The sequence below is a fragment of the Xanthomonas arboricola pv. guizotiae genome (assembly GCF_002940205.1).
Classification (GTDB): Bacteria; Pseudomonadota; Gammaproteobacteria; order Xanthomonadales; family Xanthomonadaceae; genus Xanthomonas; species Xanthomonas arboricola_C.
The window spans coordinates 68,671-95,440 of sequence record NZ_MDSK01000018.1 but is presented as its reverse complement, the minus strand read 5'-3'; the positions used below and the strand labels follow the sequence as shown (position 1 = coordinate 95,440).

The window sequence follows — 26,770 nt, the reverse complement described above, 5'->3', positions numbered from 1 at the left end:
CAAAGCGCACTAGGGATCTCGTTGCGACGTGTCATGCCGGCAATGTTGTCGCCGACTCAACAGAATTCAAGGGTTTTGTTAGCCGCTCTTAGTCGTTGGTCGAGAACGACGACTGCGCAAACTGCGTCTTCAGCGTCGTTCGCTCTCAAGCAACCCGGCATGCATCAGGCATCAGCACGTCACGCCCGCGTGCGCCCTGTCGAACAGCGCACGGACCAGGCGCGCTCCAAATGTCGAATTCTGGCTACACCCCGGTTGCTGCGTGAGCCGGCGCCGGCGCGGGCTCGGCAGTACGCCATTGCACCGGCAGGCGTTCGAGCACGTGCTCCATGAAGGCACGCACCTTCGGGGTGAAGTCGCGGCGGTCGGCGACGCAGAGGTAGATCCGCAGTGGCTCCGGCAATGCCTGGGCGGTGCTGCCGAGATCGGAGACAAACAGCGGCCGCAGCTCGCCGCGCTGCAGGTAAGGCTGGACGACATAGGCGGCCAGCCGCGCGATGCCGCCGCCGGCAGCGGCCATGGTAGCAAGCGCGTCGATATCGTCGCTGACCATCGCCTTGCCCAGCTCCGGCTGGAAGCGCACGCCATTGCGTACGAAATTCCACGGCAGGCAGCGCCCGTCGACCGGGTAACGCAGCAGCAGGCAATCGTGATACTTCAAGTCGTCCGCACCCTGCGGCGTCCCGCAGCGCGCCAGATACTCGGGCGCTGCGCAGACCACCAGCGGCACCTGGGCGATGCAACGTGCGACCAGGCCGTCTTCCAGCTGCGCCTCGATGCGCAGGCTGACATCCACGCTTTCCTGCGCGTGCTGCACCGCCCGGTCGGTGCATAGCAGCTCGATCTCCAGCTGCGGGTACTGCTGACGCAGGGCCGGCAGCATCGGGGCGAGCACGTGCCGCGCGAATGCCGCGGTGCTGGCCACCCGCAAACGCCCCGCCGGCGCCTGCTGCGGCCCGGCCACTGATTGGCGCGCGCGCTCCAGGTCGCGCTCCAGCTGCCGCACCTGCTCGAAGTACAGCGTGCCGCGCTCGGTCAGCGCCAGGCTGCGCGTGGTCCGGTGCAGCAGACGCACGCCCAGGTGCTGCTCCAGACGCGCAATGTTCTGGCTGACCGCAGCGGCACTGATCCCCAGCAACTTGGCGCCTCCGGCAATGCTGCCGGCATCGACCGTGCTGACAAAGCTACGGATGGACTGAAGAATGTTCATTGGCCAGGCAAGTATTACCAAACGATTCGTAAGTTTTTCTTACGTAAGCCGCAAGGCTACGCGATCTACCCCGCCCGCGTTGGCGTCTCTACAGTGCTTCCCACCACGCCGATCCGCGGCAACCGAGGCCATTGCATGTCGTCATCTCCCCCCTCCTCCCCATTGCTGCGCCCGCGCTGGAAACTCGGCGTGCGCACCACCCCGTTTGTGTTCGCATTCTATATGGCCACGATCATGGCCTTGCTGATGTGCCTGGTGATCACCGGCGCCAACACCGGCCTTGCCCCCGGCTACCTGTGGCGCGTGCTGGACGCCTACCGCATTGCGATGCCCACCGCATTCTGCTGCCTGCTGGTGGTGCGACCGCTGGTGATACGGCTGGTGGCCTGGACGGTGCATGCCGGGCATTGAGTCGGGCGTATGCGGCATGCGCGAAACGCTGCCGCAGGCAATCTTGCCGATGCATCCGCAAGGCCATCGATGTGCCGCAGCACGCGGCTTGCCTGCCACGTTGGGATCCCCTGCGCCGTAGCCACTCCAGAGCCTGCCAACGCGTGCATGCGTTGGCGCTCGAAGCATCTGTCGGCTTGAACGCATTGACCTAGACGCCGCAGATGCGGTCGCGCCCGCAACGAAACATCCGCAGCCAGCTGCTGCCACGCAGCATCCGGCGCATGCAGTCTGCGACCGCCGTCATGCCAATACTGGATGATTCCGGAATGAACACCACGGAACTGAAACGCGCCACACAATTGCTTTGACACTGAACCAGCCGCTGCGCAGCGTCACTTCTCCATGGACGTCGGTCCACTTTTTGGAGACGCACGCAATGAACACGCTACGCAGTGTCGCTGTGCAGTTCGCCCTGCTGTGCGCAGTGGCGATGCCACCAGGTGCGCACGCGCAGACCCTGGTCTGGGAAGACAACTTCAATGGCCCCGGCATCGATGGCAACAAGTGGACCTACGACGTCGGCAACGGCTGCCAGATCGGCCTGTGCGGCTGGGGCAACGGCGAGATGCAGTACTACACCAGCCGCGCCGAAAACGCGCGCATCGATAACGGCCGGCTGGTCATCGAAGCACGGCGTGAAGCGTTCCAGGGCATGCCGTTTACCTCGGCGCGTCTCAAGACCGAAGGCCGCATGCATTTCAAATACGGCACGCTGGAAGCGCGCATCAAGACGCCGGTGGTGGGCAATGGGCTGTGGCCGGCGTACTGGATGCTGGGCACCATCGGCGTGTGGCCAGGTCGCGGCGAGATCGACCTGATGGAAGCCGGCACGGCTGCGGCGATCGCCAATGGCACCGCCAATCGCCGTATCGGCGCCGCAGTGCACTGGGACTACAACGGCCAGCAGGCCGACTACGACACCAGCTACACCAGCCCGGTGGATCTGCATGCCGACTTCCATGTGTACCGCATGACCTGGGACCCGCAGTTCATCCGCGTGTCGATCGATGGCCAGCAATATTTCGAGTTTGCGATCTCCAATATCGAAGGCGCCTCGCTGCACGAATTCCATCAGCAGCAGTATCTGCTGCTCAATCTCGCCGTCGGCGGCACCCATACCGGCATCACCTCGCCTGCGGCGGTAACCGCACCGCTGCCGGGCACGATGGAGATCGATTACATCCGCCTGTATCAAAACCCCGGTTCGCAGCTGTATGTGGGCGCGCAACACACGGCGCCCGCAGGGCGCTTTGGCGTGTTCACCGAGCAGGCCGATACCAGCGGGCGGCTGACCTTCGGCCAGGATGCCGCGCTGTATCTGTGGAACAACCTCACCCCGATCGCGCAGGCGCCGTTCGAAGGCAGCAAGGTGATGGCCTACCGCGCCAACGCCGGTGCCTGGTATGGCCTGGGCATCCAGACCGACTATCGCAACATGGCGGCCTATGCCGGCGGCGCGCTGAAGCTGCACCTGAAAACCACCACGCCGTCGACCTTCAAGATCGGCATCAACACCAGCTTTGGCGACAGCTGGGTGGATTTTGCCGCAGGCGGCAATCAGTACGGCCTGGTGCGCGACGGCGCCTGGCACGAGGTGAGCATTCCCTTCAACGCGTTCCACGACCTGGATCTGCAGGCGGTCAAACAGATGTTCATGCTGGTGGCCGATCCGCCGGCCGCACCGGTGGAGATCGCCATCGACAAGGTGTACTACCAGAGCCGTTGAGCGGCGTAGGCGCAGGGCGCTCGGTCACGGCCCCTGCAGCGCAGGACACCCGCAGCCAACGCTCAGGCGTTGGTTGCCACGCCTTTCAGCACATCGATCAGCTGACGCAGGCGATAGGGCTTGGGCAGGAAATCCACCTGCGCCGGCAGCGGCGGCAACTGCGCCTTCGCAAACCCCGAGGCCAGGATCACCCGCGCCTGCGGCAGCAGCTGCGCCACGTGTTCGCTCAGTTCGATGCCCGACATGCCGTTGGGCATGCGGATGTCGCTGAAGACCACATCGTAGGGGCCGTTCTCGCGCAGCATGCGCAAGGCGCTATGGCCGTCGTCGGCGGTTTCGACGGTGATGCCTGCATCGCGCAGCGCTTCGCCGATCAGTTCGCGCAATTCCTGCTGATCTTCCACCATCAACAGACGCAGGGGTTCAGTCATGCTCAGCCTCCTCGATGGCCGGGAGAAACAGGGTAACGGTGGTGCCGCGACCAGGCGCAGTGTCCAGCTCGACGAAGCCACCGGATTGGGATGCAAAGCCATACACCTGGCTCAATCCCAGGCCCGAGCCCTTGCCCACGTCCTTGGTGGTGAAAAACGGCTCGCTGGCGCATTGCGCCACGTGTGCAGACATGCCGGGGCCGTCATCGCGCACGGCAATGCCGACATAAGCGCACGCCCGGCCATGCGGATCGGATGGCGCAACACGCTGCTGCACGGCCGTTTCCAGCACGATGCGGCCGCCGCCGGGCATGGCATCGCAGCTGTTGAACACCAGATTGAGCAAGGCCGCTTCCAGTTGGCCGGGGTCCACGCGGATATCGGGCAATTGCTCGGCCAATGCCAGCGACAGCACGATCCCGGCCGGGCAGGCGCGCCGCAGCAGCTCCAGCGAGCGCGTCACCACCGCGTTGGCGCCATGGCGCTCGGGAATCAGCCGCTGCCCGCGCGCAAAGGCGAGCAGCTGGCGCGTCAGCAAGGTGCCACGATCGACTGCGGTCTGCGCCGCCTCCACCAACATGCGCGTACGCGCGTCGTCGCCGGCACGCAGCGCGATCAGGTCCAGGCTGGTCACCATCACGGTCAGCAGGTTATTGAAATCGTGCGCCATGCCCAGCGTCAGGCGACCCAGCGCGTCGACCTTCTGCGACTGCAGCAGGGCATGCTGCGCATGCTGCAACAGCTGCTGCGCCTGGTGCCGCTGGTCGATGTCGCAGGTGACCTTGGCAAACCCCACCAGCACACCGAATTCCAGCACCGGCTCGATCGCCACGCTTGCCCAGAAGCGGCTGCCGTCCTTGCGCACCCGCCAGCCTTCGGTGGCAAAGCGCCCCTCGCGTCTGGCGGTATCCAGATTGCGGGCCGGTTCGCCGCCCTGCGCATCCTCCGGCAGATAGAAGCGCGAAAAATGCGCGCCAATGATCTCGGCGGCGGTGTAACCCTTGATGCGCTCGCCACCGGGATTCCAGCTGCACACATGGCCGCCCGTATCGAGCATGTAGATCGCGTAGTCGGACACGCTCTGCACCAACAGCTGGCACTGCCGGCTGTCGTGAGAAAGCGGCCCCGCACTGTCGACGGCCGTTTCCGCATCCATCACGCAACTTTCCCCCGGAAAAGCGCGCGACCATAGTGACGAGTGCGTGAAGGTCGCGTGCAAGCCGACCCGGCTGCAGACCGTCAAGATGCCGGCGATTTGCGCGTGAAAGTTATCGGCTACCATGACCGCCCTCCCCGTCCGGTCCGCGCCTTCATGCAGAACATCTCGACCACACGCGACCGCTGGATGTGGGTGATCGCGGGGGCCCTGATGGCCGGAACGCTCGGCGTGGAGTTGGTCACGCCGCTCGGCTATGCGGTGTGGCTGACCTATTTCGTCGCGGTGGGCGTGACGGTCTTCCAGAATCGCGTGCAGGTGCCACTGCTGGTCGCCGCGCTCTCGTGCGTGCTGCTGGCCGTCGGCTTTCAGCTGGCGCCGGCCAGTACCAGTTCGAGTTTTTCCTCGATCAACCGCAGCATCGGCGGGGTCTCGTTCCTGGCGATGGCGCTGGTGGTGATGCAGGCCATCCGCGCGCGCCGCCAGGCCGAACTGGCGCTGTGGCTGCAGCAGGCCGAAAACACCGTCGAAGCCAGTTTGCGCGGCGATCACAGCCCGGACGATCTGGCCAATGCCGCCGTGCGCGCGCTATGCGACACGCTGGATGCGCAGGTCGGCGCGCTGTATCGCATCGAGGGCGAACGCCTGCGCCTGACCGGCGGCGCCGCGTTGCCGGCCGATGTGTCCAGGATATTGCCGACCGACGCCGGCCAACTCGCGAGGCCTTGCGCAGCGGCACGGTGCGCCGGGTGCGCGGTGTGGAAGCCGGACATCTGCAGATCGCCTCGGGCCTGGGCCGCAGCGCCTGCCAGGAACTGCTGCTGGCGCCGGTCATCGCCGATGGGCGGGTGATCGGCATCCTCGAGCTGGGCCGCGCCGCTGCGCCGGGCATTGCGCGCACGCGCGAGGAAGAGCTGCTCACACGCTGCGGCGAAAACATCGGCCTGGCCTTGCGCACGGCATTGCTGCGCGCGCAGCTGGTCGCGCTGCTGGAAGAAACCCAGCGCCAGAGCGAAGAGCTGCAGACCCAGCAGGAAGAACTGCGCGTGGCCAACGAGGAGCTGGAGGAACAAAGCCGTAGCCTGCAGCAATCGCAGAGCGATCTGGAACTGCAGCAAGCCGAACTGGAACAGACCAATGTGCAACTGGAAGAACGCACCCAGGCGCTGGAGGCGCAGAAGCAGGCCTTGCTGATCGCGCAAAATCAGCTGGTGCGCAACAGCAACGAGCTGTCCACCGCCTCGCGCTACAAGTCCGAATTCCTGGCCAACATGTCGCACGAGTTGCGCACGCCGCTCAACAGCGCACTGATCCTGGCCAAGCTGCTGGCAGACAACAGGCAGACAACAAGGACGGCACGCTCAGCCCCGAGCAGGTGAAATACGCGCAGGCGATCCTGTCGTCCAACAACGACCTGCTGGCGTTGATCAACGACATTCTCGACCTGTCCAAGATCGAGGCCGGGCATGTGGAACTGGCCGACGAAACCGTCGCCACCAGCTCCATGCTGCAGCGCCTGCGCGAGACGTTCGAGCCGCTGGCGCACCAGAAGGGGCTGGCGTTGCGGCTGGCTGCCGAATCCGATGCGCCGACGCAACTGGTCGTCGATAGTCAGCGCCTGCAGCAGATCCTCAAGAACCTGCTGGCCAACGCGATCAAGTTCACCGAGCACGGCAGCGTCAGCCTGTCGATCCAGGCACACACGCCGGGCCGGGTGCTGTTCAAGGTCAACGACACCGGTATCGGCATCGCGCACGAACAGACCGAGATCATCTTCGAAGCGTTCCGTCAGGCCGATGGCAGCACGCGCCGTCGCTATGGCGGCACCGGCTTGGGGCTGTCGATCTCGCGCGACCTGGCCCAGCGCATGGGCGGCAGCATCCGCGTGGACAGCCAGCCCGGACGCGGCAGCTGTTTCACGCTGGAATTGCCGATCGACGGCGCACCGGCCGAGCTGGCCGCAGCAGCGCAGGCCAACGCGGGCGCAGCGGCGATCGGCGCCGTGCCGTCGTTGCAGTCCGCCAGCGGCATGGCCTCGCGCCTCGATGGGCGCGCAACGGGTGCGTCCACGGGGATGCCGCTGCCGATTCCGACAGCCGCCGCCCCGCCGCTGCAGCGCGCCGACGACGATCGCGACCAACGTACCCGCCCCGGCCGGCTGATCCTGGCGGTGGAAGACGAAGCACGCTTTGCACAGGCGCTGGTCGACCTGGCCCACGAGCTGGACTTCGATTGCGTGGTGGCGCCCAGCGCCGAAGAAGCGCTGCGTCTGGCCGCCGAGCTGCGCCCCAGCGGGATCCTGCTCGACATCGGCCTGCCGGATGCGTCCGGCCTGAGCGTGCTCGAACGCCTCAAGCGCGATCCGGCCACGCGCCATATTCCGGTGCATGTGGTGTCCGCGCTGGAACGCAGCCAGATTGCGCTGGAACTGGGCGCGGTGGGCTATCTGATCAAGCCGGCCACGCGCGAGCTGCTGGCGGGCGCGATCCGTCAACTGGAAGACACCAATGCGCGCGCGGTGCGCCGCCTGCTGATCGTCGAGGACGACAGCGCGCTGCGTGCGAATCTGGAGTTGCTGCTGGCGCGCGATCAGCTGGAGATCATCGCGGTGGGCAGCATTGCCGAGGCGATGCAGCAGCTGGCCGGCTCGACCTTCGACTGCATGGTCACCGATCTGGCACTGCCCGACGGCAGCGGCTACGACCTGCTCGAGCGCATGGCCGGCAACGACGCAGTCGCGTTTCCGCCGGTCATCGTCTACACCGGGCGCGCGCTCACCCGCGACGAGGAACAGCGCCTGCGCCGTTATTCCAAGAGCATCATCATCAAGGGCGTGCGCTCTCCCGAACGCCTGCTCGACGAGGTGACGCTGTTCCTGCACAGCGTGGAAGCCTCGCTGCCCAGCGACCAGCAACGCCTGCTGCGCGAAGCGCGGCGCCGCGACGCGGTGCTGGACGGCGCCACCGTGCTGCTGGCCGAGGACGATGTGCGCAACATCTTTGCGCTCTCCAGCGTGCTCGAACCGCTGGGGGTGACGCTACAGATCGCCCGCAACGGCCGCGAGGCACTGGAACACCTGGCCAAGCACGAGGTGGACCTGGTGCTGATGGACATCATGATGCCGGAGATGGACGGCCTGACCGCGATGCGCCAGATCCGCGCCAATCGGCAGTGGCAGGATCTGCCGATCATCGCGCTGACCGCCAAGGCCATGGCCGACGATCGCGAACGTTGCCTGGAGGCCGGCGCCAACGACTACATCGCCAAGCCCATCGACGTGGACAAGCTGGTGTCGCTGTGCCGGGTGTGGTGCTCGCGGCAATGAACGCGGTGGAGCTGTTCGACCTGGAGCTGCGGGTGCTGCTGGAAGCGGTGTACCAGCGCTACCACTACGACTTCCGCGATTACGCGGTGTCGTCGCTGCGCCGGCGCATGCGCCATGCAATGGCACGCCTGGAGTGCGCCCGCGTGGCCGATCTGCAGCACCGCCTGCTGCACGAGCCGGACACCTTCGCCCAGGCGATGCAGTTCTTCACCGTGCAGGTGTCGGAGATGTTCCGCGACCCGGCCTACTTCCGCGTACTGCGCGAGCATGCGGTGCCGGTCCTGCGCACCTATCCATCGATCAAGCTGTGGGTGGCCGGCTGCAGCACCGGCGAGGAAGTCTGGTCGCTGGCGATCCTGCTGCACGAGGAAGGCCTGCTGGAAAAGGCGGTGATCTACGCCACCGACATCAATCCCGAAGCGCTGGGCATGGCCGAGGCCGGCGCCTTCGGCATCGACCGCATCGCGCAATTCAGCCGCAACTACCTGGACGCCGGCGGCCGCGGCTCGCTCTCGGACTACTACACCACCGCCTACGATGGCGCGGTGTTCGATCGCCGGTTGAAGCGCAACATCGTCTTCGCCGACCACAGCCTGGCCACCGATACGGTGTTCTCCGAAGTGCACCTGGTGTCGTGCCGCAACGTGCTGATCTACTTCAACCGCAGCCTGCAGGACCGTGCCGTGGGCCTGTTCCACGATGCATTGGTGCACCGCGGGTTCCTGGGCCTGGGCAGCAAGGAATCGCTGCAGTTCGGTGCGCATGCGCAGGCGTTCGAGACCGTGGCACGCGAGCAGCGCCTGTTCCGCAAGGCGGCGGCATGAACGTGATGCACGCGGCGGCAGCGCAGTTCGACGCGATGGTGATCGGTGCCTCGGCCGGCGGCGTCATGGCCCTGCAGGCGCTGTTGTCCAGCCTGCCTGCGGACCTGCCGATGCCGGTGCTGGCGGTGTTGCACCTGCCGCGCGACCGCGCCAGCCATCTGGCCGAACTGATGGATGCACGCTGCGCCCTGCCGGTGCGCGAGGCCGAAGACAAGCAGCCGCTGCTTGCCGGCAGCGTGACCATCGCCCCGCCCGACTACCATCTGCTGGTGGAAACGCGCGACAGCCTGGCGTTGTCGATGGATGCACCGGTGCTGTTCTCGCGCCCGGCGATCGACCCCCTGTTCGAATCGGCGGCCGACGTCTTCGGGCAGCGCCTGCTGGCGATCCTGCTCACCGGCGCCAGCAGCGACGGCAGCGCCGGCGTGGCGGCGGTGCGCGCGGCCGGTGGCAGCGCCTGGATCCAGCGCCCCGACGATGCCGCCTCACCGCTGATGCCCGCCTCCGCTCTCGCCTATGCTGGCGCCGATGCGGTGCTCACCCTGCAGGCGATCTGCAGCCGACTGGAAGCCTTTCACCCATGAACCTGACCGCGACCGGCCCGGCTGTGCCCGGCAACGGCGACGAACCCGTCAAACTGCTGATCGTCGACGACGTGCCGCAGAACCTGGTGGCGATGGAAGCGCTGCTGCAGCGCGACGGCCTGCAGGTGCTGTGCGCCGCGTCCGGCGCGCAGGCGCTGGAGCTGCTGCTCGAACACGATGTGGCGCTGGCGCTGCTGGATGTGCACATGCCGGAAATGGACGGCTTTTCGCTGGCCGAGCTGATGCGCGGCTCGCAGCGCAGCCGGCATGTGCCGATCATTTTCCTGACCGCATCGCCGAACGATCCGATGCGCGCCTTCCAGGGCTACGAAACCGGCGCGGTGGATTTCCTGCACAAGCCGATCGAGCCGCGCGTGATCCTGAGCAAGGTCAATGTGTTCATCGAGTTGTACCAGCAGCGGCGCCTGCTCAAGGCGCGCAACGCCTCGCTGGAACGCGCGCTTACGCTCAACGAAACCATGATGGCCGTGCTCACCCACGACCTGCGCACGCCGCTGTCGGTGATCCTGCTGTGCGCCGACAAGCTCAGCCTGGACGTGGACGCCGATGGATCGGCCGCGCGCACGCTCGATCACCTGGAAAACAGCGCGCGGCGGATGGCGCGGATGGTCGAGCAGCTGCTGGATTTCTCGCGCCTGCGCAGCGACGGGCTGTCGATGCAGTTCGGCCCCTGCAATCTGGGCGACGTCACCCATAGCGTGGTGGGCGAAGTGGCACAGGCCAACCCGCACACGCCGATCGACCTGCGTACCGAGGGCGATCTGGACGGCGACGGCGATGGCGATCGGCTGGCCCAGGTCGTGTCCAATCTGGTCGGCAACGCGGTGCTGCATGGCGGCAGCCAGCCGGTGCGGGTGCATCTGGACGGACGCCAACGCGACACGCTGCGGCTGTCGGTGCGCAATGTTGGGCGCATCCCGGACAGCCTGATGCCGCGCCTGTTCGAGCCGTTCAAGGCCAGCTTCCATGCCAGCCAGGGACTGGGGCTGGGCCTGTTCATCGCCGACCAGTTCGTCAAGGCGCACGGCGGCACGCTGCAGGCACGCAACGAAGACGGCGACGTGGTGTTTGAAGCCGTGCTGCGGCGATACAACCTGGCCGCGTGATCGCGGCCCGTGAGGCAGCCGGACATCACGCCGGGCGTGATGCGTGACCGAGCCAGTGCACTCCCGATGCTGGCGGCCTGTCGTCCCCCCGGCCCATTGCGACAACATTCCCTTCCGACGGGCTCAACCAGGACGCGTGGCGCGTCGCCCCGCGCCTGCGCCCGGCCAACGAAACCGGGCACGACGACGGTGTGCAGCGCCGTCATGCGAGCACGACCAGTGCGCGCCGCCCGGATGCGCCGTATGCTCGCCCTCAGCGCAGGCGACACCCGCCCCAGCGCTGCGTTCCAGCCTGTGTCGATCGCACCAGCAGCTGTCGTCGTCATCCGGCGCACGCCGTGCGCCCTGTCCGAGGAGGTGGTCATGTCGTATGTGGATGGGTTTGCGCTCGCGGTGCCCACGGCCAACAAGGCCGCGTTTCTGGAACATGCCCGCATGGGCGATGCCCTCATCATCGAGTACGGTGCGCTACGCGTGGTGGAGTGCTGGGGCGACGATGTCCCGCATGGACAACTGACCGACTTCCATCGCGCGGTCGCTGCCGGCAAGGACGAAACCGTGGTGTTCTCGTGGATCGAATGGCCGGACAAGGCGACCCGCGACGCGGGCATGCGCAAGATGATGGACGACCCGCGCATGGACCCGTCGGTCAACCCGATGCCGTTCGATGGCAAGCGAATGATCTTCGGCGGCTTCGTTCCACTGCTGAGCCTGGGACAATCGGGCTGAGCGCTGCAGCGCGCGCCTGCGCGTCGCCTGATCGTCGCACTCCCACCGTTGCGGCAGTGACCGACGGCACCGGGTCCTGGGCGATGGCCGTTACACTGGCGGCATGCGGCCCCGCACGCCGCCCCGGCGTGCGGGCGCGGCGACTGCCTTGCCTGCCACCGGAGACCACCGCATGACCGACGCACCGCTGCTGATCGCCTGCCCGAGCTGCGCTGCGATGAATCGTGTCGCGCCTGCGCGTCTGCGCGATGCACCCAACTGCGGCAGTTGCCACCGGCCCTTGTTCCCGGGCACGCCGGTGGTGCTGTCGGCGGCCGATTTCGACAAGCATGCGGTGCGCAGCGCGCTGCCGTTGGTGGTGGATTTCTGGGCGCCGTGGTGCGGGCCGTGCCTGAGCATGGCGCCACAGTTTGCCGCCGCCGCGGCACTGCTCGAACCGCAGGTCCGGCTGGCCAAGGTCGATACCGACCTGCATCCGGCGCTGGGCACGCGCTTCGGCATCCGCAGCATCCCGACCTTGCTGGTCATCCGCGGCGGCAAGGAGCTGGGCCGTCACTCCGGCGCGGTAAGCAGCGCGCAGATCGTCAGCTGGGTGCAATCGGTGTTGCGCAGCCGTTGACACAAAAAACCCGCTGCGTGATGCACGCAGCGGGCCTGGTTCTACGTTCTACGATCGGCATCACTGCGGCACACGCGCAGTGATGCCGTCGATCGATCAATCACCGGGAGCGGCTGACCAGGGCACCGTGCAGCCGCTGGCTACTTTTCAGTCGCTCTTGCTGCCAGTTGACGTTGACCGACACCCCCACCACGCGCGGCTCGGTGTACACCACCGCCATGTAGTTCTCGATCACGCCCTTGACGTGCTTCTCGTTGGTGATGTTGCGCGCAAACGCCGCCACCTCCCACGCGCCATAGCCGCCGGTGTAACCGAGCTTGAGGCCGCCTTCGACATTGCCGTTGGCGCGGAACTCGGTGGAGTCGTACAGCACGAAACTGGTCTGGCCCTGCTTGTTCCAATCGGTGGAGACGAGGTGCCATCGTAATCGCGGGTATGCACCGAGCCCAGCAGCGAGAACGCGTCGTTGGGCTTGAGCAGCAGCTGCAGGCGCGCATTGCGGCGTTGTAGCCGCCCATCGCATCCTTGCGCGGGGTCCGCGTGCCATCGGCGCTGCTGCCGGCGAAGGTGTTGTCCACCCAGTCGTGGCGGTGCTGATACAGGCCCGACACGCGGAACGCCAGCACGTCGTTGATCGGGCCGCCGAAGCCGCCGTCCAGCGACACCGGCACTTCCTGCAGGTTCTGCTCGCGGCGCTCGGCAGTGACGGTGACCGTATCCAGCGCGGTCGGGCGCATTGAGCGCACGCAAGCCAACGACACGCCGGTGCTGCCGGCGCACTGGACAGGCATCCACTGCAGCCAGGCGCCTGCAACACGGCGTGTTAGGTACAGGCGGCGCACACCTGAAACACACGAAGCTGGACGCTGGTTTGGGCGCGTTCAACACCTGAGGCGTCGCGCGCGCATCGTCATCCTCGCGCGGCAGGCAAGCATCGACAGCTGAGACCTACGCGCGCAAACCCGCGTCAGGCGCGAGTGGCCAGCGCGCGGCTATCGAGCATCTGCCCGACCATGTTGAGCAGATCGTTGAGGCTGAAAGGCTTGGGCAGCAGCGCCATGCCCTCGGCCAGGAATTCCTGGCGGGTGGCGGCGTTTTCGGCGTAGCCGGTGATGAACAGGATCGGCAGGCCGGGCCGCAGCGCGCGCGCCACGTCGGCCATGTCGCGCCCGTTCATGCCGGGCAGGCCGACGTCGGACACCACCAGATCGATTTCCACCCCGGCCCGCAACTGATCCAGCGCGCCGTTGGCATCTTCGGCTTCGAGCACGTGGTAGCCGGCATCGCTGAGCACCTCGCTCACCATCATGCGCACCACATCGGTGTCGTCCACCAGCAGGATGCGCTCGCTGCGGGCACGGGGCGAACTCTGTACCGGTGCCGGAGGCGCTGCGCTGGCGGTAAGCCCGCGCGGCAGCAGCAAGGCCACCGTGGTCCCACGCCCCACGGTGCTGGTGATGCGTGCGGTGCCGCCGGACTGGCGCGCAAAGCCATAGGTCATCGACAAGCCCAGGCCGGTACCCTCGCCGATCGGCTTGGTGGTGAAGAACGGCTCGAAGACCTGATTGAGAATCGCAGGCTCGATGCCGCTACCGTTGTCGATCACGTTCACCGCCACGTAATCGCCATCGTCCAGTTCCGGATCGCCTTGCGCGGTGTAGGCCGCGCTCTGGATGCGGATGGTGCCCCGGCCCTTCAACGCATCGCGTGCATTGATGACCAGGTTGAGCACCACGTTTTCGAGCTGGTTGGCATCGGCCACCGCCACCAGCGGCGTGTCCGCCAACTCCAGCTCCAGCACGATGTTCTCGCCGATCGAGCGGTGCAGCATGTCTTCCAGCGAACGCACGCGTGTGTTGATGTCGAAGGCCTGCGCATCCAGCGATTGCTTGCGCGCGAAGGCGAGCATGCGCTGGGTCAGCGCGGCGGCACGATGCGCCGAGCCGGTGGCGATCTCGGCCAGCCGCGGCACCCGCTCGATGCGGTTGGACTCGACCGCCAGCTGGATCATGTCCAGGCCGGAAATGATGCTGGTCAGCAGATTGTTGAAGTCATGCGCGATGCCGCCGGTGAGCTTGCCCAGCGCTTCCATCTTCTGCGCCTGCAGCAACTGGATTTCGGTGCGCTGGCGCTCGGCGATCTGGTGGGCCAGCTCGGTGGTGGCAGTATCCAGTTCCTGGCGCTGCTCGCGCTCGCGCAGACGCCGTTCGGTGACATCCTCGACTAGCAGCAGGCCCAGATCCGGTTCGCGATACGGCGACACGCGCCACTCGGTTTCGCACACCTTGCCCTCGCGCAGGATCGACAAAGTGCCGCTCCAGCGCTCGCGCTGCGCCAGTGCGTCGGTCAGCGCCTGCACGGTGGCGGCCTGGTCCAGGCCGGGCACGGCAAGCGCCTCGCCGGGCGTGACGGTACCGATCAGGCGCTGGAACGCCGCATTGGCCTCATGCGTGTGCAGCCTGGCATCGACCACCGCAATCGGTGCGCTGATGTGCTCGAAAATCTCGCGAAAGCGTGCCTCGCTGATGCGCAAGGCATCCTCGGCCTGGCGCGCGCGCAGCAGGGTGCGCAGCGTGGCGACCAGCACGCTGGGGTCGACCGGGTGGATCAGGTAGGCGTCGGCACCGGCTTCCAGGCCGGTGATCATGTCGCCGGTGGCGATCGATGCCGCCGACACGTGCACCACCGGCAACAACGCGGTGCGTGGCTCGGCGCGCAGCGTGCGCACGATGTCGAAGCCGCTCATGTCCGGCAGATTGACGTCCAGCACCACCGCAGAGAATGCCTGCTCGGCCAGTCTGGCCAGGCCGTCGCTGCCGGTGCCGGCTTCTTCGACCACGAACTGATGGTGCTCAAGCACGCGGCGCACCGAATAACGCGTCACCGCGTTGTCGTCGACCACCAGAATGTGCGGCTTACTGCCCACGTGCATCCTCCGCTGCCAGCGTGACCGGCAGTACCACGAAAAATTCCGAGCCCTGCCCGACCACGCTGTTGATCCCCACCGTGCCGCCCAGCAACTCGGCGAACCGCTTGCAGATCGACAGCCCCAGACCGGTGCCGGTAAGGCGTTTCTGCAACGGCGAATCCACCTGTACAAAATCCTCGAACAAGGCGTCGTGAAGCTCGGCCGGAATGCCGATGCCGGTGTCCTGCACGCCGAAGCGCACATGGGTCTCGCCCTCCAGCTGCGCGAACACGCGTACGTGGCCTTGCGGAGTGAACTTGAGCGCGTTGGAAATGAAGTTGCGCAGGATCTGCGCCAGCTTCTTGTCGTCGGTATAGAGCATCGGCAGCACCGGCGGATCTTCGAAGATCAAGGTGGTGCTGCCGGCATCGGTGAGCGGGCGGAACATGCCGCGCAAGGCCGCGAACAGGTCCATCAGGTCGAACCAGCCCGGCGAGATGGTGATGCGCCCGGCCTCGATCTTGGCCAGATCCAGCAGGTCGTCGACCATCTCGGTGAGCTCGCGCGCCGAGGTGCTGACAAAGCGCACCTGCTTGGATTGCTCGGCGGTCAGCGGCCCGTCCATGCCGTCTTCCAGCAGCCGCGTGATGCTCAGGATCGAGCTGAGCGGGGTGCGGAACTCGTGGCTCATGTACGACAGGAAGCGGCTCTTGAGCTCGGACACGTCGCGCAGCTGTTCGGCCTGCTGATCCAGCTCGGCATACAGCGCCAGCACGCCCTGGTTGGTCTCTTCCAGCTCTTCGCGCAGGGCCTGGTTCTGCCGCCGCAGCGCGTCCAGTTCGGCCAGCGGATCGAGCGGCGGTGTCTCACCGGAAGCATTCATTGCAGGCCTCCCAGCCGCATGACAAACACGCCGCAATCGTCGCGGCCACGCGTGTAATCGCGCAACAGCACCGCCGCAATCAGACGCGGATGGCGCGACAGCAGACCGGGGTGATCGCGCAGGTTCCAGCGCGATTGCAGGCCATCGCTGTGCATGACCAGCAGCTTGCCGGCGGCGTCCGGAAAATCGAACGGCTGCGCCTTGCGGAACTGCACTCCGACGATGCCCGGATGCGATGGCATGCCACGCACGCCGTCGCCATCGCACAGCGAGGCGACGATATTGCCGACACCGGCAAAGCGCACCCGCCCGGTGCTGCTGTCGAACTGCATCACCGCGGCCGCGCCGCCGCGGGTGCCGGACATGCCGGCATGCAGCTGCGCGATGCGCTCGCCGGGCTCGCCGCGCGCCGTTGCCGCCGCGCGCGCGCCGGCGTCGGCGGCATCGGCGGCGCCCGGACCGTGGCCCAGGCCATCGATCAGGGTGACGGTCGCCCGCTGCTCGCCAATCGCCAGATGCCAGGCATCGCCGCACACCGTTTCGTTGTGCAGCGGCAGGCGGATGGCGCCGTACGGCAGGTCCAGCTCGGCGCGTTGCTGCGCAAACAACCGTGCCATCACCACCGCGCCCCTGGCGTCGGAATATGCGTCCAGCACCTGCGCCTGGCGCTGGATCGCGCCCAGCCCGGTGCCCGGCGTGCCGACGGTGGAATAGCCATCGCGCAGGCCGTCCACGAGTGCGAAGCCGGGGCCGCCGTCGATGGCGCAGATCTCCACGCCCATGCCCTGGCGTGCGGCCACCGTGGACAACTGCAGCCAGCCGCCACGTCCATGCTTGACCATGTTGGTGGCAAGCTCGGTGGCCACCAGCGCCACGCGCCCGCAGGCGGCCTCATCGAAACCCAGCGTCTGAGCCAGCACCGCCGCCTCGCGGCGCGCCTGCCCGACCTGGCTGGCTTCGTCGACGCGAAACGCACGCGTGGCCTCGCCGGCGAGCATCACTTCCATTTGGTGATGGTGATCCGCGTGCCCTTGCCGGCTGCGGTGTCCAGCACGAAATCGTCCACCAGCCGACGGCTGCCGGACAGGCCCAGCCCCAGTCCGCTGCCGGAGGTCCAGCCATCGGTGAGCGCCAGATCCAGGTCGGGTATGCCGGGGCCTTCGTCGCGGAAGGTCAGCTGCACGCCCTTGCGGATGCCGCTTTCCACCAGGGCCCAATCCATGTCGCCGCCACCGCCGTAGATCACGGTGTTGCGGGCCAGTTCGCTGGCTGCGGTGACCAGCTTGGTCTGGTCGACCAGACGCAGGCCGCACTGCACCACCAGCTTGCGTACCGTCTGCCGGGCCAGCACCACATCCTGTTCGGTGCGCACCGGTTGCGAACCGGTGGTCATGAAGCGCGATCGGGTTGCTGCAGCAGGCGCATGCCACGTTCGACATCGAGCGCGGTACGCACCGACGGCAGGGTCAGGCCCAGCTCGACCAGCGTGATCGCCACGGCCGGCTGCATGCCCACCACCACGGTACTGGCATCCATGATCGCCGCCAGCCCGGAGATGGTGCTGATCATGCGGCCGATGAAGGAGTCGACGATGTCCAGTGCGGAAATGTCGATCAGCACGCCGCGCGCGGAGGTGGCGCTGATCTTTTCCGACAGGTCTTCCTGCAGCGTCATCGCCAGTTGGTCGTGCATGTCCACCTGGATGGTGACCAGCAGCAGGTCGCCCATCCGCAGGATCGGGATGCGCTCCATGTCAGCCTGCCTTGCTCACGGTCACGCCGATGCGCTTGAGCGCCAGCGCCAGTGCGTCGGACAGGTTGGCCTTGGTGACGATGCCCTGCAGGTCCAGGCCCAGGTGCACGATGGTCTGCGCGATCTGCGGGCGCACGCCGCTGATGATGGCATCGGCGCCCATCAGGCGGATCGCGGTGACGGTCTTGAGCAGGTGCTGCGCCACCAGCGTGTCCACGGTGGGCACGCCGGTGATGTCGATGATGGCGATTTCCGAGCCGGTATCGACGATGCGCTGCAGCAGCGACTCCATCACCACCTGGGTGCGCTGCGAATCCAGCGTGCCGATCATCGGCAATGCCAGCACGCCATCCCACAGCTTGACCACCGGGGTGGACAGCTCCAGCATTTCTTCCTGCTGGCGCACGATGATGTCTTCGCGGGTCTTCTGGAACGCCTTGACGGTATACAGGCCCAGACGGTCCAGCAGCTCGGACAGCGCCCACAGCTGCTGGCCCAGTTCCTCAGGCGCATCGGCATACTCGCGCTGCATCAGCGCAAACAGCACCCGCTTGAGCGAGAAGATGAAGTTGGCGGTTTCCTGCGAATCGAAGCCACGGGTGGCACGGTCGCGCGAGAGGTTTTCCAGGAAGCGACGCACCTCGCTCCAGTCGGCGCTGTCCAGGCTGCCGCCGCCGTCCTTCAGCGAAGCGACCAACAGATGCAGGAAGTCCGCACTCTGGGTTTCGGCGTCCTGCCGGGAAATACGTCCATCGCTGCCCAGGTTGGAGCTCAGCCATGCGGCCAACAACGCCGTTTCCTGGCCACGAATCGCATCGATCGAGCGCTGCTGCAATGCCACCATGAGATCACCCGCCGAGAGTAGATAAAGAGAAGGCTGGGCATGCGGGACGGTGGCGCCCCCTCACCGGCGCGGCGCCCCCACGCCGAAGCGCTGCAGAATAAAGCAATTCAGTTTTGGCAACCAGCGACGAACCTGTAGCGGTCAGAGGAGCGCCGCCGATGGAGTTTGACATTGCGGCGCACGCAGTGAACGTGAGCGCGACCACGCCTGGAAAGATGCGATGACTGCCGTCCCGTTCCCTTGCCACCGGCACGACGATGGCGGGCGCGACGGCAGCCGATTGGCGTCCGCCGCCGGCTCGGCCGCGCATGCAGCCGCCGACCGCCGCGCGACGGTGGTCATGGCTTTGCGGGCAGAGCGCGCCGACGCCGGCCCAGACCGATCGGGACCGCGCATCCCATGCCAGCGGACGCGCCCGCTGCGCCGGCAGGCCGGCTTGCCCGCAACCGGCACCGCATGCAACGCGCTGTGCCACCGGCAGGGTGTCTGCGCGGCGGCCGGGCGTGGTCTGATCGCAGCCTGCTTTTTTCTCAGGTGCTCGCTCTCCATGTCATCGCTGTTCTCTCCGTATCAACTCAAGGACGTCACCCTGCGCAACCGCATCGCGGTGCCGCCCATGTGCCAGTACACCGCCATCGACGGCCTCAGCAACGCGTGGCACCAGGTGCATTACGCCGGCCTGGCGCGCGGCGGTGCGGGCCTGGTCATCGTCGAAGCCACCGGCGTGTCGCCGGAAGGACGCATCACCCCCGGGTGCCTGGGCCTGTGGAACGACGCCCAGGCCGAGGGACTGGCGCGCATCGCGGCGTCGATCAGTGCTGCCGGCGCCGTGCCGGGCATCCAGATCGGCCACGCCGGCCGCAAGGCCAGTGCCAACCTGCCGTGGGAAGGCGACGACCACATCGCCGACGGCGACCCGCGCGGCTGGGACACCATCTCGCCCTCGGCCATCGCCTTCGGCGGCGGCCTGCCCAAAGTACCGCGTGAGATGACGCTGGACGACATCGCCCGCGTGCGCGGCGATTTTGTCGCCGCCGCACAGCGCGCGCGCGATGCCGGCTTCCAGTGGCTGGAGCTGCATTTTGCGCACGGCTATCTGGCGCAGAGCTTCTTCTCGGTACACGCCAATCAACGCCAGGATCACTACGGCGGCACTGCCGAGAACCGCGCACGGTTTCTGCTGGAAACGCTGCAGGCCGTGCGTGCGGTCTGGCCGGAACAGCTGCCGCTCACCGCACGCTTTGGCGTGATCGAATTCGATGGCCGCGACGAACAGACCCTGCAGGAAGCCATCGCACTGACGCGCAACTTCAAGCAAGGCGGCCTGGATCTGCTCAACGTCAGCATCGGCTTCAGCACCCCGACTGCGCAGATTCCATGGGGACCGGCCTTGCTGGCGCCTTATGCCGAACGGGTCAGCCGCGAGGCGCAGCTGCCGGTGGCCTCGTCCTGGAACATCGACGATCCACTGGAAGCCGACCGCGTCGTCGGCGCCGGACAGATGGAGCTGGTGATGGTCGGCCGCGCGCACCTGGCCAGCCCGCACTGGCCGTATCACGCCGCATTGGCCCTGGGCGAAGAACGCCCGTCGTGGGTACTGCCGCCCTCGTACGCACACTGGCTGGAGCGTTACGGCAAGCGCAGCTGATCGGACAGCTGCGACGCGCTGCGAGATTGCGGTACGTGCAAATGCTTAGGTCTGCTGCGGGCGCTTACACCGGGTTTCCAGGGATGGATTCCCGGCGTGTCCCGACACTGCATGCGGCACCGCGCCGCCGACCAGCTCCGCAGACCTGGCAATCTTGTGCAAGACCTCTGCCGGTTCCATGCGAATGCTTCGGTCTACTGAGGGCGCTTGCACGCGTACCGGCGTAGGACACGCCGCAAGTACGTCCATGTAGGCTCTGGCGCGGCATCCCTGCCGCTCAAGGTCCCACGCCGGCACGCGCACAAGCACCACCGGTTGTTGTCGGTTGCTGAAAGAAATGCGGAGAGCCTGTTGGGCCGTAGGTGCTTCGGCATGTCGCCATCGCTGACGATGTGGCAGCGGATAGATGGCTTACCGATTTGCATTGGCCACGGACTGCGCAGGCATCCACACGTGCTTTGAAAGCATTGCTTGCCGATCAGCGGTAGCAATCTTGAGAGCGTGGTGCCGCGTCCGGTGGCGGGACCGTGTGGCGACATGGATGTCGCCACCGAGCCTCCACGGATGGATTCAAGGCGTGTCCCGACACTGGATGCGGCGCCGCGCTGCCGACCAAATCCGCACACCGATCATTCTTGCGCACCACATTTGCGCGACGAGCTTGATCGCCGCCCTACAGCCCGTAGCGCTCCACTGCGTCCAGATGCGGGCGCGGGTCCTGATCGCAGGCCTCGGCCAGGCGCAGCCAGCACATCGGGTGCGCCCACTGCGCGGTTGTAGCCAGCAGGACGCGATGCAGTCCCAGCGGCGCCGCTGCTTCCGGCAGCGCCACGGTGAACAGCACGCCCGGCAGACCCGTGCTCGCATCTTCCGGGTCGAACGCGTCCGCGTGTTCCGGATCGACCACGCGGTAATCGTCGCGGCTATGCAGCCATAGTTTCCAGCCACGCGCTTCTATGTCCTCGCGCAAGGCCTCGATCGCCTGCTCGCCGGGATGCACGCCATACACCAGCCAGCTGCTGCCGTAACCGCCCGCCTCCAGCACATGCACCTGTGCGTAGGTCGGCACGAAACGCTCGCGCTCGGCCTCGTCCTCCGGCGGCGGATACAGCAACTCCGCATCGAACACCACCCAGTCGCCGACATGCTGGCGCCGATGCGCCGGTGCATTTTCGACGATACGCGCGGTGACCGGGCCGGTGCGCCGCGCGTAGTACTCGGCAGTTTCGCCGTCATCCACGCAGCGCACGATCACCCAACCCCAGGTTTCTTCGACCACACCACTGGTGCTGCCCAGCTCCATGCCGAGCGCCAGCGCCGAGGTGCGCACTGCGTCCCACTGCTGCGCCGCACTGGCCGCGGTCATGTGATCCCAATGCGCCGAGCGCGGTTCTTCCATCAACTCGGTCAGCTGTCGATACACCTCGGTGGCATCGGCGAAGCGGCCGGTGTTGAGATACATGCGCCCCAGCAAGCCGCGCGCACCGTGCGAGCCGGGCGACAGTTCCAGCAACGCGGTGCAGGCCTGCTCCAGTGCCGGCCAATCGGCCAGTCGCTGCGCCAGCTGCGCCTCGCACCACAGCGCCGCCACCGGCACCAGCGGGCGATACAGCTGCGCCAGCCGGCGCAGGCCGGCCTCGTCGCCACGGCCCAGCAGCAGATTCATCAGCCGGAAGGTCGGGCTGGTTTCGCGATCGGCATGCCGCTGCACGAATGCCCACAGCAGCGCGATCGCCTCATCGTCGGCCGCACACGCGCTCAATGCCGACGCCGTGGTGTCCACCAACTCGGCATCGTCGGGTCGCTCGGCCACGGCCTGCAGCAACCACTGCGCCTCGCGCTCGGGATTACGCGCCACGTCTTCGCCCTGCGCATCCAGCCATGCCAGCAACTGCTCGGCGGGTACCGGCGCCGGCTCGCCGGCCGGTGCGGTCTCGATGCGCACGGCCAGACCGTCCAGCAGTTGCGTAGCGCCCCGGTCCTGGCGCAACTTGGGCACGTGCGCACGCGCAAGCGCCAGGTGCCGGCGTGCGGTCCACACCGCGCCACGCTGCAAGGCCAGCCCGATCGCCATCTCGGCCGCCTCGATCAGGATGCGATGCGCACCGACCTGCGCGTAATGATCGAGCATCACCTGCAGGCGGCTGCCAAGATCCCAGGTATTGCGCTGGGTTTGGCGCGACACCAGCACCACCACCGCACGTAACCAGTGCAGGCGATAACGCGGCGCGACCTCGCGCCACGGCAGAAACGCTTCCAGCGCTTCGTCGTCGCGATTCAACATTGCCAAGGCGCGGGCTTTCTGCAGACGCCGCGGCTGACTGCAGTTAGCCCACTCCGCCCCCTCGCGCGCGGCCTCGCGCTCGCGCTGCTCGATCAGTGCCAACGCATCTTCTGCGCGGCCCAGCGCGAGCAGGATCGAGATGCGCATGTCCGGCACGCCGTCGTAGATCTGCCCGCCATGCGCAACAATGGTCTGCGACTGCTGGTCCAGATAACTCAGCGCCGCCTCACCGCGTCCGTCGTCCAGCAAGGCGTCGGCTTTTTCGCAGCTCAGGCACTGGTAGCACGACCAGCTCGGATCGATGCGGCCCAGGGTTTCCTCGCAGACCTCGATGCGCTCTTCCACCCAGCCCGGACCATCGATATTGGCGTAGCACGCGGCCAGATCCTGGGTCACGCACACCGACTGCGGGCACTCCACCGCATCGGGGCGGTGCGCGCGCTCGAACAGCGTCACCGCATCGCTCAACGCACGCTCGCCTTCGCACAGGTTGCCGACCCGGTTGCGCATTTCCCAATGCCCGACGAACACCTCCAGCCACGGATTGGCCAGCGTCTTGCCCAGCGCACGCGCCTCGGGCAACAGCGCTTCGGCGCGTTCGATCTGCAGGTCGCAGATATGGTCGGTCAGGCGCGTCAGCAGCTGCGCATTCTGCGGCTGCCCGGCTTCGCCCAGATCGTCCTGCAGCTTCTCCACCCAGTTCCAGATTTCCATCGTGTTGCTCCTTCGATGCGGCGCTCAGCGCGCCAGCAATTGGGTCACCGCCTCGGCGAGATCGCCGAAGGCCCGGTTCAGATCCGATCCGCCCGATGCGTTGGCAGCGGGCTGCGGCTGGGTGCGCCCCTGCGCCGACGCGATCACCTTCAGCGAGCGCAGCAGCCGCGCCGCCACCGCCGCCTGCGGATTGCCGGCACGCTGCGCCGCCAGCAGCGCCTGCAATGCCGGGTTGTCGAGATTCAGGTAGAGCCGCTGGGTCTGCCGTGCTTCGATCCCCGCCGTGAACTGCCGGGCCAGCCGCAGCGCAGCAGTGGACACACGCTTGTCGTTCTCGTCCTGCTCCAGGCGGCGCTTCAGTTCGGCCTCGCGGTCGGGCACCACCACCAACGGCAATGCCTCGGGGCTGAAACGCGCCGGCACCAGCGCTTCGCCATCGCCCAGGTGCTGTTCCAGCCAGGCCAGTTCGTCGCCCGGCAGCGTGTCCAGCTGGAACAACTGCCGGTTGCCCTGCTCGGTGCCCAGCTCGACCAGGCGCACGCCCTTGGCCTGCGCCCAGCGGCGCAGGAACGGCACCACCGCATAGCGGTTTCCGTAAGCCACCGGCACGCCCATCGCGCGGAACAGCATTTCTTCGAAACCGCTGTCGCTGTCCAGGATCACGTGCACCGCACCACGCGCCGGCAACTGCTGCGCCGGCAGGTCGCCCTGCGAGGTCGGCACCCGCACGTGTTCCATCAGCAATTCGAACAAGCGCTCGTCGCACAAGGCCGCGCCCAGCAATGCCTCGTTGTGCCGCAGCAGGATGCGCCGCCAGGCTTCCGGCTGCTGACGCGCCACCTCGGCCAGGCCCTGCACCAACGCTTCGGACAGGGCGTGCTGCACGGCCGCGTAGGTGGCATCGCGCTGCAGGTCTTCGCGGCTGGCGGTGGGCGTCAAGCGATTGGATTCGATCACGCCGCCGATAAAGCCCGCCCACGGCGGCAGCAGTTCGCGCGCGTTGTCGTCCAACAGCATGCCGCGCAGGAACACCGACAGATTGCGGTTGTCGCTGGTGCCGTAGGTGGCCCCGTCCTGCACCCACAGCAGGCCGACCGCATCGCTGCCCTCCTCCGCGCGCACCGGCATGCAGCACAAGGGTTCGAAGTTGCGCTCGAAACGTGCGGCAAACTCGCGTTGGCGCCGCCAGGCCTGCACCGGATGCAACGGCACCGCATCGTGCATGCGCCACGGCGGCGGCTCGGGGTTGATCGCCTGGGTATCGGAGCCGATCCAGATCGGCTCGCGCAGCAGCGCGCAATAGCGCGACAGGATCTCGCGCAGCCGTGCTTCCTGGGCCAACGACAGATAGTCCTGCTGCAGTTCCAGCACCACTTCCGTCCCGACCTGCGCACGCGCCGGGATCGGACTCACCGTGTAGTGCTCGGCATTGCTGGAGATATAGCAATGCCCCAGCGTCGGGCTCTGGTAGGAGGTGGTGCGCACGGTGACGCGGCGCGCCAGCACGAAGGCCGACAGAAAGCCCAGCCCGAACATGCCGATCAGGCCACTGTCCTCATGCCCCCCCTGACGCAGGCCACGCGTATACCCCACGCCGACCGTGGCCAGGTAATCGTGGATTTCCTGCTGGGTCAGCCCGGCGCCGGTATCGATGATGCGCACGCGGCCCTGGGCAGCGTCGGCATGCACTTCGATGCGCGATTCGCCCTGCCAGTCGGGTTGTTCCAGCCGGCGACGCAGGATCGAGTCGTGCGCGTTCTGCACCAGCTCGCGCAGCGCGACCACCGGCGTAGAATACAGATGCTTGCTGAGGACGGACATCAGTCCGTTGAGATCGACGCCTGCACGGCGGATCTGGGAGGCGTCCGTCGCCTCGGCGCTGTGATCTTGCATGATCGTTCGTCGTTTCCTTGGCGGCCACGCCCATCCTCGGACGCGCCTTCCTGGGTGGCAGTGCGAGCCGAACAGGATAGCCGCAAGCCACGCCGTACGCACGCGCGTCACACTATGACTGCCTTCAGCGCCTAGCCAGCCGTCCGGTCGCCATTGCAGCACACGCTTTGGAAACGACGCGCCACGGCCTGCGTCGACGCCCGGCCGTGGCGCGCAACGGCTTAGCGCTGCAGGGTTTCCATCGGTGCCTCATTGAAATGCTGGCGATAGCCCTTGGCCAGCGCCGAGCGGCTGCCCACGCCCCAGCGGCTGGCCGCCTGCAGCACGCTGCCGCAGCCGCCTTCGGCCAGCAGTTCGTCGCGAATGCTCTGCATCCGGTAACGACGCAGCACCTGAGTCGGCGACAGCCCGGTGGCGGACTTGAAGGCCTGCTGCAGGGCGCGCCCGGTGACGCCGATCTGCGCAGCCACCTCGTTGATCGACAGATCCGAGCGGTGCGCATTGGTGATCATGTAAGCGTAGGCGCGCCGGTACTTGGCCGGCAGCCGCGCGGAGATGTCGTCGCTGACATGCGCCGGCGTGCCGCTTTCCAGCAGCCGCGGCGCCTGCACCTCGCTGCGCAGGCACTGCACCGCGCCCAGCGCATAGCGGTTGTACAGCAGCAGTGCCTGCTCGGTCTTGCCCAGCGCCTGGCTGATCTTGGCCTGGCAATACTCGAACTCCAGATTCCAGCGCGGCGCGTGGTGCCGGCCGGCACCGGCCAGGGCGCGCTCCGCCAGATCGGCGCGCCCCACCGCCAATGCGGCAAGCGCCAGCTCCACCTGCGCATCCTGGCGGGCGCAGGGCGGGCAACCGGTGGCGGCGGCCGGCAGCGCATCGATCTGCGCATCGAAACCGAAGGTGTCGCCACTGGCGATGCGCAGCAGATTGCGCACGTGGCGCATGCGCTGTGCGAGCACCGGCATGCTCTCGGCCAGGTCGGCGATGCAGGCGCGTAGCGCGTTGGGCTCGAACGCGTGCGCCGCATCCTCCTGGCGCAGCGTGGCCTGCCAGAACACGTGGTCGCTCATCCGGTCGGCACGCCGGATGCGCAGCTGCGCAATCATGTCCAGGCGCAGCGCAGTGGCGATGCGCAGCCACTCGGTTGCGCCGCTGTCCAGGTCCGCCAGCACGTCGTTGGCACGCTCCAGCGTCTGCAGCGCCAGCGTGCTCTGGCCCAGATGGAAGTGGGTCAGCGCCTTGCCCAGCAGACTCTCACCGCACAGGCAGGCCGGCGTCTCGCGGTCCATCGCCAGCTGCGCAAAGCAGTTCAGTGCAGCGCTCAGGCGGCGCTGGCTCAGCATCAACCAGGCGGTATTGCGGCAGGACAGCAGCCGCAGTTGGCGCTGGTGCCCGCGCATCGCCTTCAAGGCGTGGCGGTAGGCATCTTCGGCCTCCTCCTGGTATTCGAGGATCAACAAGGCGTCGCCGCTGGCGCCAAGCAGGCCGACTTCATCGTCGGCGCCATCTGCGGCGGCCTGGCCGTCACGGCGTTGTTGAAGATGTTGCAGACCTTGCGGCCAGGCACCAACCAGCATCCTGCTTGTGTAGGTAGGAAGACGGTCTGCGTACGACAACGCAGAGATCGCCGCGAAGTAGGTTGAAAGGATCATGCCGGGCT

General features: G+C 67.0%; 21 protein-coding genes and 3 pseudogenes. 10 read left to right on the top strand and 14 right to left on the bottom strand.

Annotation, left to right across the window (positions count from 1 at the left end; genetic code table 11):
- Positions 1 to 244 precede the first annotated feature (244 nt).
- A complete protein-coding gene (locus tag XarbCFBP7408_RS12585; protein ID WP_104563233.1) occupies positions 245 to 1,210 on the bottom strand; it encodes a LysR family transcriptional regulator in 966 nt (321 codons plus the stop codon).
- Between the two features lie 135 nt (positions 1,211 to 1,345).
- Here XarbCFBP7408_RS12585 and XarbCFBP7408_RS12580 point away from each other — a divergent pair, with 135 nt between their 5' ends.
- Complete coding sequence (locus XarbCFBP7408_RS12580; protein WP_104563232.1) at positions 1,346 to 1,621, top strand: DUF2798 domain-containing protein; 276 nt, start codon at positions 1,346 to 1,348, stop codon at positions 1,619 to 1,621.
- Between the two features lie 418 nt (positions 1,622 to 2,039).
- Positions 2,040 to 3,389, top strand: coding sequence for a glycoside hydrolase family 16 protein (locus tag XarbCFBP7408_RS12575; protein ID WP_104563231.1), 1,350 nt, complete (start codon positions 2,040 to 2,042; stop codon positions 3,387 to 3,389).
- Positions 3,390 to 3,451: 62 nt separating this feature from the next.
- Here the strand turns inward: XarbCFBP7408_RS12575 and XarbCFBP7408_RS12570 are convergent, their stop codons facing one another.
- Positions 3,452 to 3,820: a response regulator gene (locus XarbCFBP7408_RS12570; protein WP_016901499.1), complete on the bottom strand. Its 369-nt coding sequence runs from the start codon at positions 3,818 to 3,820 to the stop codon at positions 3,452 to 3,454.
- Complete coding sequence (locus XarbCFBP7408_RS12565; RefSeq protein WP_104563230.1) at positions 3,813 to 4,976, bottom strand: PAS domain-containing sensor histidine kinase; 1,164 nt, start codon at positions 4,974 to 4,976, stop codon at positions 3,813 to 3,815. Before XarbCFBP7408_RS12565 ends, XarbCFBP7408_RS12570 begins: the two co-directional genes overlap by 8 nt.
- A 590-nt stretch (positions 4,977 to 5,566) precedes the next feature.
- On the opposite strand from XarbCFBP7408_RS12565, the pseudogene XarbCFBP7408_RS23505 reads away from it, so the two are divergent.
- From XarbCFBP7408_RS23505 to trxC, 7 genes and pseudogenes are all read left to right on the top strand, one after another.
- Positions 5,567 to 5,869: pseudogene (locus XarbCFBP7408_RS23505) on the top strand (GAF domain-containing protein); the annotation flags it as partial.
- Positions 5,870 to 6,066: 197 nt separating this feature from the next.
- Positions 6,067 to 8,301, top strand: a complete 2,235-nt coding sequence (locus XarbCFBP7408_RS12560) for a response regulator (RefSeq protein WP_429001789.1) — start codon at positions 6,067 to 6,069, stop codon at positions 8,299 to 8,301.
- Positions 8,274 to 9,125, top strand: a complete 852-nt coding sequence (locus tag XarbCFBP7408_RS12555) for a CheR family methyltransferase (RefSeq protein WP_180970621.1) — start codon at positions 8,274 to 8,276, stop codon at positions 9,123 to 9,125. Before XarbCFBP7408_RS12560 ends, XarbCFBP7408_RS12555 begins: the two co-directional genes overlap by 28 nt.
- A 2-nt stretch (positions 9,126 to 9,127) precedes the next feature.
- A complete protein-coding gene (locus XarbCFBP7408_RS12550; RefSeq protein ID WP_181106537.1) occupies positions 9,128 to 9,709 on the top strand; it encodes a chemotaxis protein CheB in 582 nt (193 codons plus the stop codon).
- Positions 9,706 to 10,836, top strand: a complete 1,131-nt coding sequence (locus tag XarbCFBP7408_RS12545; protein ID WP_104563228.1) for a hybrid sensor histidine kinase/response regulator — start codon at positions 9,706 to 9,708, stop codon at positions 10,834 to 10,836. The genes XarbCFBP7408_RS12550 and XarbCFBP7408_RS12545 overlap by 4 nt, the downstream gene beginning before the upstream one ends.
- A gap of 363 nt (positions 10,837 to 11,199) precedes the next feature.
- Positions 11,200 to 11,565: a DUF1428 domain-containing protein gene (locus XarbCFBP7408_RS12540; protein WP_104563242.1), complete on the top strand. Its 366-nt coding sequence runs from the start codon at positions 11,200 to 11,202 to the stop codon at positions 11,563 to 11,565.
- Between the two features lie 172 nt (positions 11,566 to 11,737).
- Positions 11,738 to 12,184, top strand: a complete 447-nt coding sequence (trxC, locus tag XarbCFBP7408_RS12535) for a thioredoxin TrxC (RefSeq protein WP_104563227.1) — start codon at positions 11,738 to 11,740, stop codon at positions 12,182 to 12,184.
- Positions 12,185 to 12,347: 163 nt separating this feature from the next.
- On the opposite strand, the pseudogene XarbCFBP7408_RS12530 reads toward trxC, so the two are convergent.
- From XarbCFBP7408_RS12530 to XarbCFBP7408_RS12500, 8 genes and pseudogenes are all read right to left on the bottom strand, one after another.
- Positions 12,348 to 12,596, bottom strand: a pseudogene (locus tag XarbCFBP7408_RS12530) (TonB-dependent receptor); the annotation flags it as partial.
- A pseudogene (locus XarbCFBP7408_RS23500) lies at positions 12,593 to 12,849 on the bottom strand (TonB-dependent receptor); the annotation flags it as partial. The pseudogenes XarbCFBP7408_RS23500 and XarbCFBP7408_RS12530, both read right to left, overlap by 4 nt.
- A gap of 302 nt (positions 12,850 to 13,151) precedes the next feature.
- Positions 13,152 to 15,110: a response regulator gene (locus XarbCFBP7408_RS12525; RefSeq protein WP_181106527.1), complete on the bottom strand. Its 1,959-nt coding sequence runs from the start codon at positions 15,108 to 15,110 to the stop codon at positions 13,152 to 13,154.
- On the bottom strand, positions 15,100 to 15,975 hold the full coding sequence (locus XarbCFBP7408_RS12520; RefSeq protein ID WP_104563225.1) for a sensor histidine kinase: 876 nt from the start codon (positions 15,973 to 15,975) through the stop codon (positions 15,100 to 15,102). The genes XarbCFBP7408_RS12525 and XarbCFBP7408_RS12520 overlap by 11 nt, the downstream gene beginning before the upstream one ends.
- Positions 15,972 to 16,982: an ATP-binding protein gene (locus XarbCFBP7408_RS12515; RefSeq protein WP_104563224.1), complete on the bottom strand. Its 1,011-nt coding sequence runs from the start codon at positions 16,980 to 16,982 to the stop codon at positions 15,972 to 15,974. Before XarbCFBP7408_RS12515 ends, XarbCFBP7408_RS12520 begins: the two co-directional genes overlap by 4 nt.
- Positions 16,973 to 17,368 carry an ATP-binding protein gene (locus XarbCFBP7408_RS12510; protein WP_016901512.1) on the bottom strand — a complete coding sequence of 132 codons (396 nt, stop codon included), beginning with the start codon at positions 17,366 to 17,368 and terminating at the stop codon, positions 16,973 to 16,975. The genes XarbCFBP7408_RS12515 and XarbCFBP7408_RS12510 overlap by 10 nt, the downstream gene beginning before the upstream one ends.
- Entirely contained in the window at positions 17,365 to 17,727 is a 363-nt protein-coding gene (locus XarbCFBP7408_RS12505; RefSeq protein ID WP_104563223.1) for an STAS domain-containing protein, read from the bottom strand. Before XarbCFBP7408_RS12505 ends, XarbCFBP7408_RS12510 begins: the two co-directional genes overlap by 4 nt.
- A gap of 1 nt (position 17,728) precedes the next feature.
- Complete coding sequence (locus tag XarbCFBP7408_RS12500) at positions 17,729 to 18,571, bottom strand: STAS domain-containing protein (protein WP_104563222.1); 843 nt, start codon at positions 18,569 to 18,571, stop codon at positions 17,729 to 17,731.
- A 547-nt stretch (positions 18,572 to 19,118) separates the two neighbouring features.
- On the opposite strand from XarbCFBP7408_RS12500, the gene XarbCFBP7408_RS12495 reads away from it, so the two are divergent.
- Positions 19,119 to 20,219 carry an NADH:flavin oxidoreductase/NADH oxidase gene (locus XarbCFBP7408_RS12495; protein WP_104563221.1) on the top strand — a complete coding sequence of 367 codons (1,101 nt, stop codon included), beginning with the start codon at positions 19,119 to 19,121 and terminating at the stop codon, positions 20,217 to 20,219.
- A gap of 673 nt (positions 20,220 to 20,892) precedes the next feature.
- On the opposite strand, the gene XarbCFBP7408_RS12490 is transcribed toward XarbCFBP7408_RS12495, so the two are convergent.
- From XarbCFBP7408_RS12490 to XarbCFBP7408_RS12480, 3 genes are all read right to left on the bottom strand, one after another.
- Positions 20,893 to 23,217, bottom strand: a complete 2,325-nt coding sequence (locus XarbCFBP7408_RS12490) for a hypothetical protein (protein WP_104563220.1) — start codon at positions 23,215 to 23,217, stop codon at positions 20,893 to 20,895.
- A gap of 24 nt (positions 23,218 to 23,241) precedes the next feature.
- The gene (locus tag XarbCFBP7408_RS12485; protein ID WP_181106529.1) at positions 23,242 to 25,110 is read right to left on the bottom strand and encodes an ATP-binding protein; all 1,869 of its coding nucleotides are present in this window, start codon (positions 25,108 to 25,110) and stop codon (positions 23,242 to 23,244) included.
- 221 nt (positions 25,111 to 25,331) lie between these two features.
- Positions 25,332 to 26,687, bottom strand: coding sequence for a helix-turn-helix transcriptional regulator (locus XarbCFBP7408_RS12480; RefSeq protein ID WP_181106539.1), 1,356 nt, complete (start codon positions 26,685 to 26,687; stop codon positions 25,332 to 25,334).
- Between the last annotated feature and the right edge of the window lie 83 nt (positions 26,688 to 26,770).

What these genes read in the sequence shown, in the direction of transcription:
- XarbCFBP7408_RS12585 (WP_104563233.1), bottom strand. Translation starts at nt 1,210, where the DNA reads ATGAACATTCTTCAGTCCATCCGTAGCTTTGTCAGCACGGTCGATGCC.
- XarbCFBP7408_RS12580 (WP_104563232.1), top strand. Translation starts at nt 1,346, where the DNA reads ATGTCGTCATCTCCCCCCTCCTCCCCATTGCTGCGCCCGCGCTGGAAA.
- XarbCFBP7408_RS12575 (WP_104563231.1), top strand. Translation starts at nt 2,040, where the DNA reads ATGAACACGCTACGCAGTGTCGCTGTGCAGTTCGCCCTGCTGTGCGCA.
- XarbCFBP7408_RS12570 (WP_016901499.1), bottom strand. Translation starts at nt 3,820, where the DNA reads ATGACTGAACCCCTGCGTCTGTTGATGGTGGAAGATCAGCAGGAATTG.
- XarbCFBP7408_RS12565 (WP_104563230.1), bottom strand. Translation starts at nt 4,976, where the DNA reads ATGGATGCGGAAACGGCCGTCGACAGTGCGGGGCCGCTTTCTCACGAC.
- XarbCFBP7408_RS12545 (WP_104563228.1), top strand. Translation starts at nt 9,706, where the DNA reads ATGAACCTGACCGCGACCGGCCCGGCTGTGCCCGGCAACGGCGACGAA.
- XarbCFBP7408_RS12540 (WP_104563242.1), top strand. Translation starts at nt 11,200, where the DNA reads ATGTCGTATGTGGATGGGTTTGCGCTCGCGGTGCCCACGGCCAACAAG.
- trxC (WP_104563227.1), top strand. Translation starts at nt 11,738, where the DNA reads ATGACCGACGCACCGCTGCTGATCGCCTGCCCGAGCTGCGCTGCGATG.
- XarbCFBP7408_RS12520 (WP_104563225.1), bottom strand. Translation starts at nt 15,975, where the DNA reads ATGAATGCTTCCGGTGAGACACCGCCGCTCGATCCGCTGGCCGAACTG.
- XarbCFBP7408_RS12515 (WP_104563224.1), bottom strand. Translation starts at nt 16,982, where the DNA reads ATGGAAGTGATGCTCGCCGGCGAGGCCACGCGTGCGTTTCGCGTCGAC.
- XarbCFBP7408_RS12510 (WP_016901512.1), bottom strand. Translation starts at nt 17,368, where the DNA reads ATGACCACCGGTTCGCAACCGGTGCGCACCGAACAGGATGTGGTGCTG.
- XarbCFBP7408_RS12505 (WP_104563223.1), bottom strand. Translation starts at nt 17,727, where the DNA reads ATGGAGCGCATCCCGATCCTGCGGATGGGCGACCTGCTGCTGGTCACC.
- XarbCFBP7408_RS12500 (WP_104563222.1), bottom strand. Translation starts at nt 18,571, where the DNA reads ATGGTGGCATTGCAGCAGCGCTCGATCGATGCGATTCGTGGCCAGGAA.
- XarbCFBP7408_RS12495 (WP_104563221.1), top strand. Translation starts at nt 19,119, where the DNA reads ATGTCATCGCTGTTCTCTCCGTATCAACTCAAGGACGTCACCCTGCGC.
- XarbCFBP7408_RS12490 (WP_104563220.1), bottom strand. Translation starts at nt 23,217, where the DNA reads ATGGAAATCTGGAACTGGGTGGAGAAGCTGCAGGACGATCTGGGCGAA.
- XarbCFBP7408_RS12485 (WP_181106529.1), bottom strand. Translation starts at nt 25,110, where the DNA reads ATGCAAGATCACAGCGCCGAGGCGACGGACGCCTCCCAGATCCGCCGT.
- XarbCFBP7408_RS12480 (WP_181106539.1), bottom strand. Translation starts at nt 26,687, where the DNA reads ATGCTGGTTGGTGCCTGGCCGCAAGGTCTGCAACATCTTCAACAACGC.